14 protein-coding genes are annotated in these 15,537 nt (G+C 67.8%); 8 read left to right on the top strand and 6 right to left on the bottom strand.

Annotated features, from left to right (window positions below; all coding sequences use genetic code 11):
- Positions 1-24 precede the first annotated feature (24 nt).
- The gene (locus tag DMC61_RS13620) at positions 25-2,286 is read right to left on the bottom strand and encodes an excinuclease ABC subunit UvrA (RefSeq protein ID WP_125689592.1); all 2,262 of its coding nucleotides are present in this window, start codon (positions 2,284-2,286) and stop codon (positions 25-27) included.
- A gap of 78 nt (positions 2,287-2,364) precedes the next feature.
- Between DMC61_RS13620 and DMC61_RS13615 the strand changes: the two genes are divergently transcribed.
- The 5 genes from DMC61_RS13615 (at position 2,365) to DMC61_RS13595 (ending at position 6,464) form a co-directional block, all read left to right on the top strand.
- Positions 2,365-3,147 (top strand): TetR/AcrR family transcriptional regulator, encoded by a 783-nt coding sequence (locus tag DMC61_RS13615; protein ID WP_125689591.1) that lies wholly within the window; start codon positions 2,365-2,367, stop codon positions 3,145-3,147.
- A gap of 10 nt (positions 3,148-3,157) precedes the next feature.
- The gene (locus tag DMC61_RS13610; RefSeq protein WP_125689590.1) at positions 3,158-3,589 is read left to right on the top strand and encodes a nitroreductase/quinone reductase family protein; all 432 of its coding nucleotides are present in this window, start codon (positions 3,158-3,160) and stop codon (positions 3,587-3,589) included.
- A 173-nt stretch (positions 3,590-3,762) separates the two neighbouring features.
- Positions 3,763-4,242 (top strand): pyridoxamine 5'-phosphate oxidase family protein, encoded by a 480-nt coding sequence (locus tag DMC61_RS13605; RefSeq protein WP_125689589.1) that lies wholly within the window; start codon positions 3,763-3,765, stop codon positions 4,240-4,242.
- A gap of 30 nt (positions 4,243-4,272) precedes the next feature.
- On the top strand, positions 4,273-5,820 hold the full coding sequence (locus DMC61_RS13600; protein ID WP_125689588.1) for a GAF domain-containing protein: 1,548 nt from the start codon (positions 4,273-4,275) through the stop codon (positions 5,818-5,820).
- Positions 5,817-6,464, top strand: a complete 648-nt coding sequence (locus DMC61_RS13595) for a response regulator transcription factor (protein WP_016336721.1) — start codon at positions 5,817-5,819, stop codon at positions 6,462-6,464. Before DMC61_RS13600 ends, DMC61_RS13595 begins: the two co-directional genes overlap by 4 nt.
- Here the strand turns inward: DMC61_RS13595 and DMC61_RS13590 are convergent.
- Positions 6,461-7,093, bottom strand: coding sequence for a sigma-70 family RNA polymerase sigma factor (locus tag DMC61_RS13590; RefSeq protein ID WP_125689587.1), 633 nt, complete (start codon positions 7,091-7,093; stop codon positions 6,461-6,463). The two genes, DMC61_RS13595 and DMC61_RS13590, sit on opposite strands and share 4 nt — an antisense overlap.
- A gap of 243 nt (positions 7,094-7,336) precedes the next feature.
- Here DMC61_RS13590 and DMC61_RS13585 point away from each other — a divergent pair, with 243 nt between their 5' ends.
- Complete coding sequence (locus DMC61_RS13585; protein WP_125689586.1) at positions 7,337-9,106, top strand: chitinase; 1,770 nt, start codon at positions 7,337-7,339, stop codon at positions 9,104-9,106.
- Positions 9,107-9,580: 474 nt separating this feature from the next.
- Here the strand turns inward: DMC61_RS13585 and DMC61_RS13580 are convergent, their stop codons facing one another.
- From DMC61_RS13580 to DMC61_RS13570, 3 genes are all read right to left on the bottom strand, one after another.
- Entirely contained in the window at positions 9,581-10,921 is a 1,341-nt protein-coding gene (locus DMC61_RS13580; protein ID WP_370456409.1) for a cellulose binding domain-containing protein, read from the bottom strand.
- A 37-nt stretch (positions 10,922-10,958) separates the two neighbouring features.
- Positions 10,959-12,596, bottom strand: a complete 1,638-nt coding sequence (locus DMC61_RS13575; RefSeq protein WP_125689585.1) for a glycosyl hydrolase family 18 protein — start codon at positions 12,594-12,596, stop codon at positions 10,959-10,961.
- 261 nt (positions 12,597-12,857) lie between these two features.
- The gene (locus DMC61_RS13570) at positions 12,858-13,289 is read right to left on the bottom strand and encodes an RpiB/LacA/LacB family sugar-phosphate isomerase (RefSeq protein WP_016336715.1); all 432 of its coding nucleotides are present in this window, start codon (positions 13,287-13,289) and stop codon (positions 12,858-12,860) included.
- Positions 13,290-13,349: 60 nt separating this feature from the next.
- Here DMC61_RS13570 and DMC61_RS13565 point away from each other — a divergent pair, with 60 nt between their 5' ends.
- Complete coding sequence (locus DMC61_RS13565; RefSeq protein ID WP_016336714.1) at positions 13,350-13,979, top strand: TetR/AcrR family transcriptional regulator; 630 nt, start codon at positions 13,350-13,352, stop codon at positions 13,977-13,979.
- Here DMC61_RS13565 and DMC61_RS13560 read toward each other — a convergent pair.
- Complete coding sequence (locus DMC61_RS13560; protein ID WP_125689584.1) at positions 13,976-14,521, bottom strand: DM13 domain-containing protein; 546 nt, start codon at positions 14,519-14,521, stop codon at positions 13,976-13,978. The genes DMC61_RS13565 and DMC61_RS13560 overlap by 4 nt on opposite strands.
- Before the next feature lie 142 nt (positions 14,522-14,663).
- Between DMC61_RS13560 and DMC61_RS13555 the strand changes: the two genes are divergently transcribed.
- Positions 14,664-15,530 carry a bile acid:sodium symporter family protein gene (locus tag DMC61_RS13555; RefSeq protein WP_125689583.1) on the top strand — a complete coding sequence of 289 codons (867 nt, stop codon included), beginning with the start codon at positions 14,664-14,666 and terminating at the stop codon, positions 15,528-15,530.
- The last annotated feature ends 7 nt before the right edge of the window (positions 15,531-15,537 follow it).

Below are 15,537 nucleotides of genomic sequence, written 5' to 3'. Positions count from 1 at the left end.
TGAAGGAGTCCTTCATTGCACGCGCTAGCGGCCGACGTAGGTGCGAAGGTGCCGCGCAGTGAGCGTGTCGCCCGAAGCGACCAGATCGGCCGGAGTCCCCGTGAACACCACCTGGCCCCCGTCCGAACCCGCGCCCGGCCCGAGATCGACGATCCAGTCCGCGTGCGCCATCACCGCCTGGTGGTGCTCGATGACCACCACCGTGTTCCCGTCGTCGACGAGCCGGTCGAGCAGGCCCAGCAACTGGTCGACGTCGGCGAGGTGCAGGCCGGTGGTGGGCTCGTCGAGGACGTAGGTCGCCGACTTCTCCGCCATCCGGATGGCGAGTTTGATCCGCTGCCGCTCCCCGCCGGACAGCGTCGTGAGCGGCTGCCCGAGCCCGAGGTAGCCGAGGCCGACGTCAGAGAGCCGGTCCAGGATCGTCCGCGCCTGCCCCGACGGCAAGAATTCGCGCGCCTCGGCGACCGGCATGGCGAGCACCTCGCTGATGTCCTTGCCCCGCAGCTTGTAGGTCAGGACCTCGGCGGTGAACCGCTTGCCCTCGCATTCCTCGCAGACCGTCGCCACCCCGGCCATCATCGCCAGGTCGGTGTAGATCAGCCCGATGCCCTTGCACTTCGGGCACGCGCCTTCGGAGTTCGCGCTGAACAGGGCCGCCTTCACGCCGTTGGCCTTGGCGAACGCGGTGCGGATCGGGTCGAGCAGGCCGGTGTAGGTCGCCGGGTTGCTGCGCCGGGAGCCGCGGATGGCCGACTGGTCGAGCACCACCACATCGTCCCTTGTGGACAGTGAGCCGTGGATGAGCGAGCTCTTGCCCGAACCGGCGACCCCGGTGACGACGGTCAGCACGCCCAGCGGGATGTCGACGTCGACACCGCGCAGGTTGTGCCGGGTCGCGTTGCGGATCTCGATCTGCCCGCGTGCCGTGCGGACGTCCGTGCGCAGCCGCGCCCGGTGGTCGAGGTGCCGTCCGGTGAGCGTGCCGGACGCCCGCAGGCCGGCGACGTCGCCGGTGTAGCAGATTTGCCCGCCGTTCGGCCCCGCGCCGGGCCCGAGGTCGACGACGTGGTCGGCGATCTCGATCGTCTCCGGTTTGTGCTCGACGACGAGCACCGTGTTCCCCTTGTCCTTCAACAGGAGCAGGAGACCGTTCATCCGCTGGATGTCGTGCGGGTGCAGCCCGACGGTCGGCTCGTCGAACACGTAGGTGACGTCGGTGAGGCTGGAACCCAGGTGCCGCACCATCTTCACGCGCTGCGCCTCGCCGCCCGAAAGCGTCCCGGACTCACGGTCGAGGCTCAGGTAGCCGAGCCCGATCTCCACGAGCGAGTCGAGGGTCCCGCGCAGGGTCTGCATCAGCGGCCCGACCGACGGATCGTCGATCTTGCGGAGGAAGTCGGCGAGATCGTTGATCTGCATCGACGAGCAGTCGGCGATGTTCAGTCCCTCGATCTTCGAGGACAGCGCCGCCTGGTTGAGCCGCGCGCCGTCGCACGCCGGGCATCGCCGGAAGGTGATCGCCCGGTCCACGAAGGCCCGGATGTGCGGCTGCGTCGCTTCCTTGTCCTTGGACAGGAACAGCCGCTGCACCTTCACCAGCAGACCCTCGTAGGTGGTGTTCATCCCGCCGAGCTTCATCTTGGTGGCGGGTTTGTGCATGAAGTCTTCCCACTGCTGCGGGGTGTAGTCCTTCAGCTTGACCGCCGGATCGACGAACCCGGCCTCCGCCAGCCCCTTCCAGTACCAGCTGCCGGGCGCGAAGTTCGGGACGGTGATCGCCCCTTCGTCGAGCGAAAGCTCTTTGTCGACGAGCTGGTCGATGTCGATGCTGGAGACCTTCCCCAGCCCCTCGCAGTCGGGGCACATCCCCTCGGGAAGGTTGAAGCTGAACGCGCCCGACGTCCCGATATGCGGCGTTCCCAGCCTGCTGAAGACGATCCGCAGCATCGTGTGCGCGTCGGTCGCGGTGCCGACCGTGGAGCGGGAGTTGGCCCCCATCCGCTCCTGGTCGACGACGATCGCGGCGCTCAGGTTCCGCAGCGCGTCCACGTCCGGCCGTCCGACGGGGGCCATGAAGGACTGGATGAACGCGGTGTAGGTCTCGTTGATCAGCCGCTGCGACTCGGCGGCGATGGTGCCGAACACCAAGGACGATTTCCCCGACCCCGAGACACCGGTGAAGACGGTGAGGCGGCGTTTGGGGATGTCGACCGAGACGTCGGCGAGGTTGTTCTCTCTGGCTCCGCGCACCTGGATCATGTCGTGGCTGTCGGCGGCCGAAGGCATGGCTCTCCCCTGGTTGGAACTCTTTAGCCTGTAAAGTGAGGGTAGCAGAGGTTAGTTTATGCTGTAAGGAGTTGGCAAGTGGTCGTCTACGCGGCGCAAGGAGACCCCCGGCGGTCGATGGCCCTGCTGTGGCGGACCGAGCCGCCGGACGCCGAGCGGCCCGGCCCCAAACCGGGGCTTTCGGTGGACCTGATCGTCGACACCGCCATCACCATCGCGGACGCCGAAGGCATGGCGGGCCTCTCGATGCGCGCGGTCGGGGACAGGCTCGGCCGCACGGCCATGGCGCTCTACACCTATGTCCCGAGCAAGAGCGAACTGGTCGACCTCATGTACGACAAGGCGCTCGCCGAGCTTCCGGCCACTTACGACGGAGACGGGTGGCGTGCGGAGGCGGCTCGCTGGGCCGAGGATCTCTGGGATTTCTATCTGCGGCACCCGTGGGTCCTGCAGGTCTCGCAGGCGCGGCCGGTGCTCGGGCCGAACGAGTACGTCGTGCTGGAGGCGCTGGTGAGGATCCTGCGCCGGACCGGATTGCGCCCGGCGGCGCTGCGGCGGCTGGTCAGCGCGCTGTATTCGTGCGTGCGCGAGCCCGCCAGGACGGCTTCGGAGGCCAGGCTGGCCGAAAAGGTGACAGGGCAGTCGGACGACGAGTGGTGGTACGCGAGGTCCGCGCATCTGAAGGAGGTCTCGCCGGACTTCGCCGAGCGCTTCCCGACGCTGACCTGGATGGAGGCCGAGCAGGCGTTCCGGATGGAGGACGAAACGGTGTCCTATCTGGAGCAGGAGGCGAGGGAGGCGTTCGAGTTCTCGCTGTCCGTCTTGCTGGACGGAATCGAAGTCGCGACCAAAGCGGAGTAGCCTTCTCCGCATGCCCTCCGATTTCGCCTTGAAGACCATGAACGCCGTCCACCGCGTCATCCAGAAGGTCAGCGGCGGCCGCGCCGGCTGGCAGGTCGCCGGGATGACCGTGCTGGAACTGACCACCATCGGCCGCAAATCCGGCCAGCCGCGCACCGTGCTGCTGACCTCGCCGCTGCGCGAGGGCGACGCCTACGTCATCGTCGCCTCCCGTGGCGGCGACGACCAGCACCCGGCCTGGTTCCTCAACCTCCGCGACAACCCCGAAGTCCAGGTCACGCTGAAGGGTGAGACCGCGAAGCCGATGGTGGCGAGCGTCGCCGACCCCGATCTGCGTGCCCGCCTGTGGCCCAAGATCACCGCGGACTTCAAGAACTACGCGCAGTACCAGACCAAGACCGAGCGGGAGATCCCCGTCGTCCTGCTCTCGCCCAAGGCGTAGGCGCGTTTTCGGTCCGGTGGGTCGTGAGTGGCGATTCGGGTTAGAACCCGAATCGCCACTCACGACCCACCGGACCGGCATCCCCCGCACGGGCCGGGTCCATCGGCCCTACCGGCGAGTCGGTAAGCCGGGGACCGTGGACCTCGACGCAGAGGAACTACGAGAACGCGGGGATGCCGATGTCCGACTCCTTGGGTCTCGAGACGCTCGACCGCGAGCAGTGCCTGGCGCTGCTCGCGGGTGCCGGGCTCGGCCGGGTGGTGTTCACCTCGCGGGCCATGCCCGCCATCCAGCCGGCGCGGTTCGCGCTGCACCACGGCGCGATCGTGGTGCGCACGCCGTCGCAGAGCGCGTTGTTCGCCGGGGTGCTCGACAGTGTGGTGGCGTTCTCGGTCGACGAGTTCGCCAAGGACCTCGGGGCCGGCTGGTTCGTCACCGTCGTCGGCCGCGCCGCCGAGGTGCGCGATCCCCTGGTGATCGCCGAACTCGAGACCTTGCCGCTGGGCTGCTGGACCGGCCGGACGGACTCCCGGTATCTCAGGATCCCCATCGAGTCGGTAACCGGTCGAAGGATCCTCGGCGCTTGCAGTAACGAAGCCCTGTCCGTGATCGACGCACCTGATGAGCGATCCGGGCGCGTTTGTCATTCCTGACCCCACTGCCCGGGGAGTTACTCCGGGACGGTGACGGCGGTGCGGCGGGTGAGTGCGGCGGGTGACGCCAGGGCGCCGAGGATTCTGGACGCGGTGGCGGGGATCGCCCACGATCTCAGCCTGTCCGACGTCCTGCGGCGGATGGTCGAATCCGCCTGCGAGCTGACCGGTGCGCCGTTCGGTGCGCTCAGCGTGCTCGATTCGGACGAATTCATCCGCTTCGGCGACGCCTGGGAGCGGCCGCCGTCCGACGACGAGGCCCGCGTGGTGCCCATCCGGATGCGCGGCCGCATCTTCGGGATCCTGTACCTGGCCGGCAAACCGGACGGTGAGGAGTTCACCGAATCCGAGGACGACCTGCTCGTCGCGCTCACCGCGGCGGCGGGTGTGGTGATCGAGAACGCCGCGCTGTTCGACCAGGTGCAGCGGCGCGAGCGCTGGCTCGAAGCCTCCTACCATGTCACCGGGGCGCTGCTGGCCGATCAGGATCTGACCGCGACCCTCCGCCTGATCGCCGAACGCGCCCGCGTCGTCGCCGGTGGTACCGCGGGCGCGGTGGCCCGGCCGCGCGGCGACGGGCAGCTGGTCTTCGAGATCGTCGAGCCGCCGGGGCCGGACGCCGACCGCCTCGCCGGGATCGTCGTGCCGACCGAGGGCACCGCGACCGGGATGGCGTTCACCACCGGAAAACCCGTCGTGGTCCGGGATTACGGCGAGAAGGTGGTCGAGTACCAAGGCGGTCGCGGCGCCGTGATGCCCGCGGCGGTCAAGGACCTCGACTCCACGGTCGCCGTCCCGCTGATCGTCGGCGAGGAGAAGCTCGGGGTGCTGCTGGTGGCGAAGTTCCGCGACCGGACCCCGTTCTCCGCCTACGACGTCCAGCTGGCCGAGACCTTCGCCGCGCACGCCGCGCTCGCGGTCGAATTCGCCCGCGCGCAACAGGACAGGCAGCGCCTCGCCGTCTTCGAAGACCGCGACCGGATCGCCCGCGACCTGCACGACCTGGTGATCCAGCGGCTCTTCGCGATCGGGCTCGGGCTGGAGGGGCTCAGCAGGCTCGCGAGCGAACCCGCCGTCGCCGACCGGGTGACCGGCTTCGCGCACGAGATCGACCGCACCATCCGCGAGATCCGCAACAGCATCTTCTCCCTGCAGGAACCGGCGGAGGCACAGGGCAGCCTGCGGTCGGAGCTGCTGCGGGTCGCGCTGGACGCGGGCTGCGCGTCCGAACCCCGGGTCGGGTTCGACGGGCCGCTCGACTCGACCGTGCCGGACACGGTCCGCTCGGACCTCATCGCGACGCTGCGCGAAGCACTGTCCAATGTGGTCAGACACGCCGCGGCGACGACGGTCTCGGTCGACGTCGCGGTCGACCGCGACGGGCGGTGGCTCGAACTCTCGGTGGTGGACGACGGCGTCGGCATGCCCGCCGAACCCGGCCATCGCAGCGGGGTGGCGAACCTCGCCGAACGCGCGGCCCGCTGGAACGGGACGTTCCGCGTCGAAGCGCGCCCCGAAGGCGGCACGAGGCTCGACTGGTCGGTGGAACTGCCGGCCCGACAGGGGAGTGTGGGATGACGATTTCGGTGTTCCTCCTTGACGATCACGAACTCGTGCGCACCGGGCTCAAGACCGTCTTCGAGGCCGAGGACGATTTCACCGTGGTCGGCGAAGCGTCCACGGCCGCCGAGGCGTACGTGCGGATCCCCGCGGTCAAGCCGCAGGTCGCGGTGCTCGACGTCCGGCTGCCGGACGGCGAGGGAGTGAGCGTCTGCCGGGAGATCCGGGCGTCCATCGACCCGCCGCCCGCCTGCCTGATGCTGACGTCCTATTCGGACGACGACGCGTTGTTCGGCGCGATCATGGCGGGCGCGGCGGGCTACATGCTCAAGCAGGTCTCCGGCGGCGCGCTCGTCAAGGCCGTCCGCACGGTCGCCGCGGGTGGATCGCTCCTGGACAGCACGCTGACGGCGTCGGTGATGAACCGGCTGCGCGGCGAGACCGACCTCCCGGACCCGCGGTACGAACAGCTGAGCCCGCAGGAGCGGCGGGTGCTCGACCACATCGCCGACGGGCTGACCAACCGCCAGATCGCGGAAAAGCTGTACCTGGCGGAGAAGACGGTCAAGAACTACGTGTCGTCCCTGCTGCACAAGCTCGGTTTCGAACGCCGCACCGCCGCCGCGGTCTACGCCACCCAGCGTCGCAAGTCCACTTCCTAGAAGAAGGTGAACCCGCCGGCGAAATCGGGGTCCTCGCGCAGCACGCGGCGCAGTTCGTTGAGGGCCCGGTGCTGGGTGACGCGGACCGCGCCCGCGCTCGCCATGCCCAGCGCGACGGCGGTCTCCTCGGCGCTGTAGCCGTGGATCACGCGCAGCACCAGCACGTCGCGCTGCTTCGCCGAAAGGACCTCGAACAACCGGGACAGCCGTCGGCGGCGATCGGCCCTCTCGACCTCTTCGAACGTCGGGTTCCACGGTCCGTCCTGGTCGGGCTCCGGATCGGGAACGGGCGCGGACGGGTCGCGCGCGAGGTTGCGGCGGACGTCGGCGACCTTGTGCGAGGCGATCCCGAAGACGTACGGCAGGAAGCTGTTGTCCTGGTAGCTGTAGCGCGGCAAGGCGACGAGGACGGCCATCAGGACCTCCTGCGCGCAGTCCTCGGCGTTGGAGACGCCGCGTACCGTCCCGCCCAGCCTGCCCGCGCAGTACCGGAACACGATCGGCCGGAGGAGGGCCAGCAGGCTCTCGACGGCGCGCCGGTCACCGCCGATCGCCGCGCGGATCAGTTCGCCGTCCGGTTCTCCCGGGCGGGGCACGTAGGTGGGGCGCACGGCTTCGGACACGGTCATCACGCCGGATCGCCCGTTCTCGGCACGCTCCTGTGCGTTCCCATCATCCCCACCTCCCGAAAGCCCCCAGCCCTCTTTGGCCCTTCCGACGTTACGGAGCGCGGCCGCGCGTCACACCGGTATAGGAGCCCGGAGTAGTCGGGTCTTTGGACCCTGGTGGGCCCGGGGTATGGACTTTCGCCAGATTGGTCTAGACAATTAGCCCAGCGCGGCGGCAGGCCGCCCTTTCACGGAGGAATCGCGATGAGGCGTTCCAGATCCTTGGCATTTCTGGCCGTTTTGGTGCTCACCTTCACCGGCCTGATCACGGGCGGTGGCACCGCGAACGCGGCCAACCTGCTCCTCAATCCCGGTTTCGAGGCGGGCTCGACCTCCGGCTGGTCCTGCGCGGCGGGCGCGGCCGTGAGCACACCGGTCCGTTCGGGCGGTTACGCCGTTTCGGTCACGCCCGGCTCGACGATCGGCAAATGCGCACAGACGGTGTCCGTCCGGCCGAACACGACCTACGCGGTTTCGGCCTGGGTGAACGGGAACCCGGTGTACCTCGGCGTCACGGGCGGGCCGTCGACCTGGACCGCGGCGACCTCGTACACGCAGCTTTCGCTCTCGTTCACGACGTCGGCCACGCAGACGACGGCCGAGGTGTACGTCCACGGCTGGTACGGGTCGGGCACCTTCTACGCGGACGACATCAGCCTCGACGGACCCGGCGGTGGCACCCCCGGCGCGCCGCCGACGCCGGGCAACCCGGCCGTGGGCACGGTGACGAACTCGTCGATCGCGCTCTCGTGGGGCGCTTCGGCGGGGACGGTGACCGGCTATCGCGTGTACGAAGGCGGCACCGTGGTCGCGACGGTGACCGGGACTTCGGTGACGATCTCGGGACTGACGGCCTGCTCGTCGCACAACTACTCGGTGGCCGCGTACAACAGCGCGGGCGAATCGCCGAAGACCACCGAAGCGGGCGCCACGACCTCCGGCTGCGTCGACACCGGCCTGCCGAAGCACGCGCTGATCGGCTACCTGCACGCGAGTTTCGCCAACGGGTCCGGCTACACGCGGATGGCCGACGTCCCCGCGGCGTGGGACATCATCAACCTGGCCTTCGGTGAGCCGACGTCGGTGACCTCGGGCGACATCCGCTTCACGCGGTGCCCGGTCGCGGAATGCCCGACCGTGGAAAGCGACGCGGACTTCATCGCCGCGATCCGCGCGAAGCAGGCGCAGGGCAAGAAGGTGCTGATCTCCATCGGCGGCCAGAACGGCCAGGTCCAGCTGACCACGACCGCGGCGCGCGACGCCTTCGTCAATTCGGTGTCCGCGATCATCGACCGGTACGGGCTGAACGGGCTCGACATCGACTTCGAGGGACACTCGCTGTACCTCAACTCCGGGGACAACGACTTCCGCAACCCGACCACGCCGGTGATCGTCAATCTCATCTCGGCGCTGAAGACGCTGAAAGCCCGCTATGGCGCGGGATTCGTGCTGACGATGGCGCCGGAGACGTTCTTCGTGCAGACCGGATACCAGTACTACGGCGGTCTCGGCGGTGCCGACAACCGGACGGGCTCGTACCTGCCGGTGATCCACGCGATGCGGGACGCGCTGACCGTGCTGCACGTCCAGGACTACAACTCCGGACCGGTGATGGGCCTGGACAACCAGTACCACTTCATGGGCGGCGCGGATTTCCACATCGCGATGACCGACATGATCAAGGCGGGATTCACGGTGTCGTCGACCGGATTCCGGTTCCCGGGGCTGCGTGAGGACCAGATCGCGTTCGGCCTGCCCGCCGCGGTGAGCGCGGGCAACGGGCACACCGCGCCGGCGGCGGTGCATTCGGCGCTGAACTGCCTGGTGAAGAACTCCGGGTGCGGGTCGTATTCCCTGCGGGGCGGGGCTTCGCCCGCGTTGCGCGGGCTGATGACGTGGTCGATCAACTGGGACCGGTACTACGGGTGGGAGTTCCAGAACGCCCATGAGCCGTTCCTGAACGCTCTGCCCTGATCGCATTCAGAGGACTAAATGCGGCGGTTGTAAGTACGGCTGCGGGCGTTGGGCTTTCCGTGAAGGCCTCCTTGAGGGACCCAGAGTCTCTCAAGGAGGCCTTCACGGACCGATTCGAGGACTGCAGTGACCAATGAGGTTGCTGAGGTTTTCGTTAGTACGTGAAGGCCCCCTTCACTGCGCTAGACGCAGTGAAGGGGGCCTTCACGTACTTGCGGGCTTGCGTGTGTCGACCACGGGGCCGAGAAGCGTTGCGAAAGCCACTTTCGGGACATCAGACGTCGCGAAAGTGGCTTTCGCGACACTCGCCCGGCCGCAAGACCCAGCGAAAGCCCGCATTCAGTCCTCTGAATGCGATCGATGCACACGCAAGGACCGCATTCAGAGGACGAAACGCGGGCGAAAAGGAGCGGGCCCGCACCGTGCAGCATCGGTGCGGGCCCGCAGTTCGGGGAATCCCCGGGCGAGGGGACGTCAGAAGGCCGCGGTGATCCGCGTGAAGTCCCAGTCGTTCTGTGCGATACCACTGCAGTTCTCGGCGACCCCGCCGTTCGGGCAGCCGCGGTCGCGGTTGGTCGACCAGAACGCGAGCCTGGCGATCTTGTTGGTCTTGGACCAGTCGGTGATCCGCGTCCAGGTGTCGAGACTCGTCAGTTCCCGCTGGTCCGAAAGACCGTTCATGCCGCTGATGCCGAGGTGGCTGTACGCCGTGGCGTCGTTCCACCCGAAGGTCGACTTCAGCTTGTCCCGCAGGCCGTTCGCCGCCCGGATGGTGTTGCCGTACATGTCCGCGCCGCCATTGAAGTCGAACGGCATGATCGTGTAGACGTCGATTCCGGCGTTCAGCGCCTTCGACTGGTCGATGAGCCGGTTGCCCCAGGAGTTCGGGCCGCTGGTCGTCGTGCCGAAGGTGAGGATGGTCTGGATACCGGGGTTGTTCGCCTTCACGATCTTCAGCGCGTTCAGCACGCGGTCCTGCACGACAGCGTTCTCGAACTCGTCGGTGTTCTCGATGTCGATGTCGATCGCCTTGAGACCGTAGGCGTCGATCACCTTCTGGTAGGCGCCGGCGAGCGCTTCCGGCGTCGAGCAGTTCGGGCCGAGCTTGTTTCCGCTCCACCCGCCGAAGGACGGCACGATCTGCCCGCCCGCGGCCTTGATCTGCGCGATCGCGTTCGCGTCGACACCGCCCTGCAGCGGACGGCTGCCGTCCCAAGCCGGGTTGCAGCCACCGGACGACAGGATGAACGCCATCGTGAACCACTTGATCCCGGTCGCGTTCATGACCGTCTGCGGATTCGGCGGGCTGCCCCAGCCCATGTACAGATACGGCGCGCCACGGCCGCCGGGCAGCGGCGGGTTGCTCGTGGTCGTCGTCGGGGAGGACGTGGTCGTCGTGCTGGTGGGGGTGGTCGGCGTCGTGGTCGTGCCGCCGCCCGGATCGCACGAACCACCGTTGATCTTGCAGTTCGCCGGGGCGACGTAGCCCCCGGAGTACTTGACGTTGAACCCGAAACTGGTGCTGCCACCGTTGGAAAGGTTGCCGTTCCAGGTGTTCTTCACCGTCACGTGCTGCCCGGAGACCGAATAGCTGCCGTCCCACAGCGAAGCGATCGAGTGCCCCGCGGGGAGGTCGAATTCGACCGTCCAGGAGGGAAGGCTCGAACCCGAGTTGTTGCTGATCGTGTACTTGCCCTCCCAGCCCGAGCCCCAATCGGAGCCCTTGCTGAAGGCGGCGCCGACGCCGCCGGCCGCGGAGGCCGGCGCGATCACGAGGACCGCGCCGGCCGTTGCGGCAGCGGCGGACAGGCCGATGGCCTGGATCCAAGTCCGCTTAGCCACTGTCAACCTCTCAGTTCAGGCCGTTGCGCATGGCCGTGACGAGCTCACCGTTGGAGGTGTCACCACTGAGTTCCCAGAAGAACGCGCCGCCGAGACCCTGGTTCTTGGTCCAGCCCATCTTTCCGTTGATGGTCGCGGGAGTGTCGTAGCTCCACCAGTTGTTGCCGCACTTCGCGTACGCGGTGCCCGCGATCGTGCCGGTCGACGGGCAGCTGTTCTTGAGGATCTTGTAGTCCTCGATGCCCGCCTCGTACGTGCCCGGTGCCGCACCGGTCGCGGTGCCGCCCGGGGCGTCCTGGGTGACGCCGGTCCAGCCTCGGCCGTAGAAACCGATACCCAGCAACAGCTTGCTCGCCGGGACACCCTTGGCCTTGAGCTTCTGGATGGCGTCGTCGGAGGTGAAGCCCTGCTGCGGGATGCCGGGATAGGACGTCAGCGGCGAGTGCGGGGCCGTCGGGCCCTGCGCCGCCCAAGCACCGAAGAAGTCGTACGTCATGACGTTGTACCAGTCGAAGTACGCCGACGCGGGGCCGTAGTCGGCGGCGTCGATCTTGCCGCCGCTGCTGGCGTCCGCGGTGATCGCGGCGGTGACCAGGAACGAGGAGCCGAACTTGGTGCGCAGCGCCTGTGCCACGTTCTTGATCGCGGCGGGACCGCTGGTGTCACAGGTGAGACCGCAGGCGTTCGGGTACTCCCAGTCGATGTCGATGCCGTCGAAGACGTCGGCCCAGCGCGGGTCCTTGATCAGCTTGTAGCAGGATTCCGCGAAGGCGGCCGGGTTCTTCGACGCCTGGCCGAAGCCGCCGGACCAGGTCCAGCCACCGAACGACCACAGCACCTTCAGGCCCGGGTACATCTTCTTCAGCTTGCGCAGCTGGTTGAAGTTACCGCGCAGCGAACCGGCGTCCCACGAGTCCGCGACACCGTCCACACTGGACGCGGCGTCGTAGAACTTGTCGTAGTCGGCGTAGGTGTCGTCGTTCGCGGTGCAGGAACCGTTGGTGACGTTGCCGAACGCGTAGTTGATATGCGTCAGCTTGGCCGCGGAACCGGAAGTGTGAATGTTCTTCACGTGGTAGTTACGGCCGTAGACGCCCCACTGCACGAAGTAGCCGAGGTTCTTCTTCGCGCCCGGGTTCGGGTTCGAAGTCGTGGTGGTCGGCGGGTTGCTCGTGCTGGTCGACGTCGGGGGATTGGACGTCGTGGTGGTCGGGGTGGTCGGCGTCGTGGTCGGGTTGCCGCCGCCCGGGTCGCAGGAGCCGCCGTTGATCTTGCAGTTGGCGGGCGCGGTGTAGGCGCCGGAGTACTTGACGTTGAATCCGAAACTGGTGCTGCCACCGTTGGAAAGGTTGCCGTTCCAGGTGTTCTTGACGGTCACGTGCTGGCCGGAGACGGTGTAGCTGCCGTCCCACAGCGAAGCGATCGAGTGGCCCGCCGCGAGGTCGAACTCGAGGGTCCAGGAGGTCAGGCTCGATCCCGAGTTGTTGGTGATCGTGTACTTGCCTTCCCAGCCGGACCCCCAGTCCGAACCCTTGGTCAGGGTGGCTCCGACGCCGCCCGCCGCGTTCGCGGGCACGGTCACCAGACCGACGGCCAGCGCCGCGACGGCCGTGAACAGGCCGACCAGATGCCATCTTTTTCTCGACATTTCACTCCTTACAACCCGGTGCCGGGAAATGATCTTGGAGATGATTTCGTCAAAGGGAAATCGGCGACATCGCGTTGCCTCGGCCGAAACCGGGCAGGCGGGGATGAGTCTTCATCGACCACCTCCATGCGGAACGCTTTGTTGCGGGAGACGGTACGTGGTCTGGACCAATATGGGAAGCATCACTACGTAGAGTGGTGATTTTCCTGCGAACGGCCTAATACGTTCGACAGCGTTAATCGTTCACTGGTCCGCCGCCGTTCAGCGGCGGAATTCGTCCATTTCGCCGAGCCGGGCGATATTCGCGGATTCGTCGGGGTCGGGCGCGACACCGGAAAGGAACACGTCGGTGATTTCGACGGCCACGTCGGGAGCGAGGCGCTTGAGGCTCAGTGCCAGCACGTTCGCGTCGTTCCACTTGCGCGCGCCCGCGGCGATCCAGGTGTCCCAGGCCAGCGCCGCGCGGACCCCGGGCACCTTGTTGGCGGCGATGGCCGTGCCGGTCCCGGTCCAGCACATCACCACGCCGAAATCGGCCTCGCCGTCCGCGACCGCCCGGCCCACCGCCGCACCGAGTTCGGGCCAGACGTCCGACACCGCCGGGCGCAGCACCTCGTGGCCCGCCTCGGCGAGGTAGGCCTGGACGGCGTCCGTGGTGGCGTTCCGGTCGTCGGCGGCGAAGGCGATCCTCATGTCCGGATCGTAACGCCGCGTCGACAGGTGACGAACCCGAAGTCATGGGAGGATCGCGGCGTGGACTCGTCTGCGGAGGAGCACCAGGTCCAGCGTGACCAGGAGATCGCACGGACACGGATTCTCGAAACCGCCGCCCGCCTGATCGGCGAGGCAGGCTTCGCCCGGCTCAAGATCGGCATGATCTGCGCCCGGACCGGCTATCCCAGCGGCGTCGTCTACCAGTTGTTCGGCTCGAAGGAGACGCTGGTGCAGCGGCTCGTCGAGTTCGCCGCGGAGAAGTTCGCCGACGCTTTCAGCGCCGCCGTCGCCACGCGGACCGGCGGGCTCACGCCCAGCCCGATGGACATGCTGCGTGCCCTGCTGGACATCTTCTTCGAGCTGCTCACCGACATGCCGCCGCTGAACCGGGCGTTCGTGGTTCTCTGGACGGACGCGACCGTCGGCGATCCGGCGGTGCGGTCGGCGATGACCGAGGCCGATCGGCGCTACCGGTTCGCCATCGCGCAGACCGTCGCCGCCGGGCTCGCGGACGGGTCCATCAGCGGCGTCCGGGACCCGGACGCGTACGCGGCGGCGCTGGTCGGGCAGCTGCGGGGGATCGCCGTGGCCTCGATCATCGACCCCGGTGGCATCGATCTACGCGCTGTTCGCGCGGAGATGGAATACGCCGTGGACCGGCTCGCCTAAACGGTTTTGGCCAGCTCGGCCGCGCCGAAGGACACGTTGAACCGGTCGCACCAGATCGTCACGCTCGAATAGCGCGCCAGATCGGTGCCCGCCGGCAGCGTGTAGTTCTGGCTTCCCTTGTTGCCCTTGAGTTTCCCGGCGCTCACGTACGCACCGTCGTCGAACACGGACCAGCCTGCCTTGCCGGGGATCACCGGCGCGTCGGTGAGCCAGACCCGCAGATCCGGGCCGTTGCTCGTGTCGAGGTTCTCGAGGCGCAGCACCAGGGATCCGTCGGCCGCGCGCAGGATCCGGACGTCGCCGGTGGTCGCGTGCTCGTGGCTGATCAACGCGCCGGTCGCCACGACCGTGGGCTCTTTCGGGGCGGGCGTGGCACTTCCGGCGGTTTGGGTGGTGGGCTGGGCCGTCGTTTCGGCGACGGGTAAGGCCTCTTGGACCGTTTCGTTCACCCAGAGCTTCCACGGCTGGAACCAGTAGAGGCCGGCGGCCACCGCCACCACCAGTCCGGCCGCCACGACGGCGAGCACCCGCTTGCGTTTCATGCGTTCATTGAACCCCGTGCGGGGCCCGAAGCGCGGTTACCGAACTCTTACGGGTCACGTCTGGGTTGCGGTGGCTTGACCGGGTTCACGCCGCTTGACACGATTGCCGATCTGAAAAGGGCATATCGGACGGAGGCCCGCGATGGGTTCGGCGATGTTTTCCATCCTCCTGCCGGTAGCGCTGGCGCTCGTCATGTTCGGGCTGGGGCTGACCCTGACCGTCGGCGACTTCACGCGCGTGCTGAAGTACCCGAAGGCCGCGGTCATCGCGCTGGTGTGCCAGATGATCGTGCTGCCCGTGATCTGCGTCGGCCTCATCGTCCTCTTCGGTCTCGAAGGCGTGCTCGCGGTCGGCATGATGCTGCTCGTCGCCTCGCCCGGCGGAACGTCGGCGAACCTGTTCAGTCACCTCGCCGGCGGCGACGTCGCCCTCAACGTCACACTGACGGCGATCAACTCGGTGCTGGCCGTGTTCACCCTGCCACTGGTGGTGAGCCTGGCGATGGCCGAATTCCTCGACGGCGGCGCCTCGGTCGGGCTCCAGCCCGCGAAGTTCGTGCAGGTCTTCGCGATCGTGCTGATCCCGGTCGTGCTCGGCATGATCGTGCGGAGCCGGTTCACCGGCTGGGCCGAGCGGATGCGCAAACCGGTCAAGATCGGCTCCGCCGTGGTGCTCGTGCTGGTGATCGCGGCCGCGATCGCGCAGGAGTTCCGGACGCTGGTGGACAACATCGGCACGCTCGGGCCGGTGGCGCTGGCGCTTTCCGTGCTCAGCCTCGCGATCGGGTACTACGTGCCGCGACTGTTCCGGGTGGACCGCGGCCAGGCGATCGCCTCCGCCATGGAGATCGGTGTCCACAACGCCACCCTCGCGATCGCCGTGGCGTATTCCGTGCTCGGCGACAAAGCAATGGCCGTACCCGCCGGGGTCTACGGCGTGCTCATGTTCTTCCCCGCCGGGATCGCGGCCTTCCTGTTGTCCCGCAGCAGGGAGCACGCGCAGGTCTGAGCTAGTT

Source organism: Amycolatopsis sp. WAC 04169 (assembly GCF_003947535.1).
Taxonomy (GTDB): Bacteria; Actinomycetota; Actinomycetes; order Mycobacteriales; family Pseudonocardiaceae; genus Amycolatopsis; species Amycolatopsis keratiniphila.
This window is presented reverse-complemented; position numbering and strand designations above follow the sequence as displayed.

Coding starts and splice junctions, on each gene's coding strand:
- DMC61_RS13620 (WP_125689592.1), bottom strand. CDS start 2,286: ATGCCTTCGGCCGCCGACAGCCACGACATGATCCAGGTGCGCGGAGCC.
- DMC61_RS13610 (WP_125689590.1), top strand. CDS start 3,158: ATGCCCTCCGATTTCGCCTTGAAGACCATGAACGCCGTCCACCGCGTC.
- DMC61_RS13605 (WP_125689589.1), top strand. CDS start 3,763: ATGCCGATGTCCGACTCCTTGGGTCTCGAGACGCTCGACCGCGAGCAG.
- DMC61_RS13595 (WP_016336721.1), top strand. CDS start 5,817: ATGACGATTTCGGTGTTCCTCCTTGACGATCACGAACTCGTGCGCACC.
- DMC61_RS13590 (WP_125689587.1), bottom strand. CDS start 7,093: ATGACCGTGTCCGAAGCCGTGCGCCCCACCTACGTGCCCCGCCCGGGA.
- DMC61_RS13585 (WP_125689586.1), top strand. CDS start 7,337: ATGAGGCGTTCCAGATCCTTGGCATTTCTGGCCGTTTTGGTGCTCACC.
- DMC61_RS13575 (WP_125689585.1), bottom strand. CDS start 12,596: ATGTCGAGAAAAAGATGGCATCTGGTCGGCCTGTTCACGGCCGTCGCG.
- DMC61_RS13570 (WP_016336715.1), bottom strand. CDS start 13,289: ATGAGGATCGCCTTCGCCGCCGACGACCGGAACGCCACCACGGACGCC.
- DMC61_RS13560 (WP_125689584.1), bottom strand. CDS start 14,521: ATGAAACGCAAGCGGGTGCTCGCCGTCGTGGCGGCCGGACTGGTGGTG.
- DMC61_RS13555 (WP_125689583.1), top strand. CDS start 14,664: ATGGGTTCGGCGATGTTTTCCATCCTCCTGCCGGTAGCGCTGGCGCTC.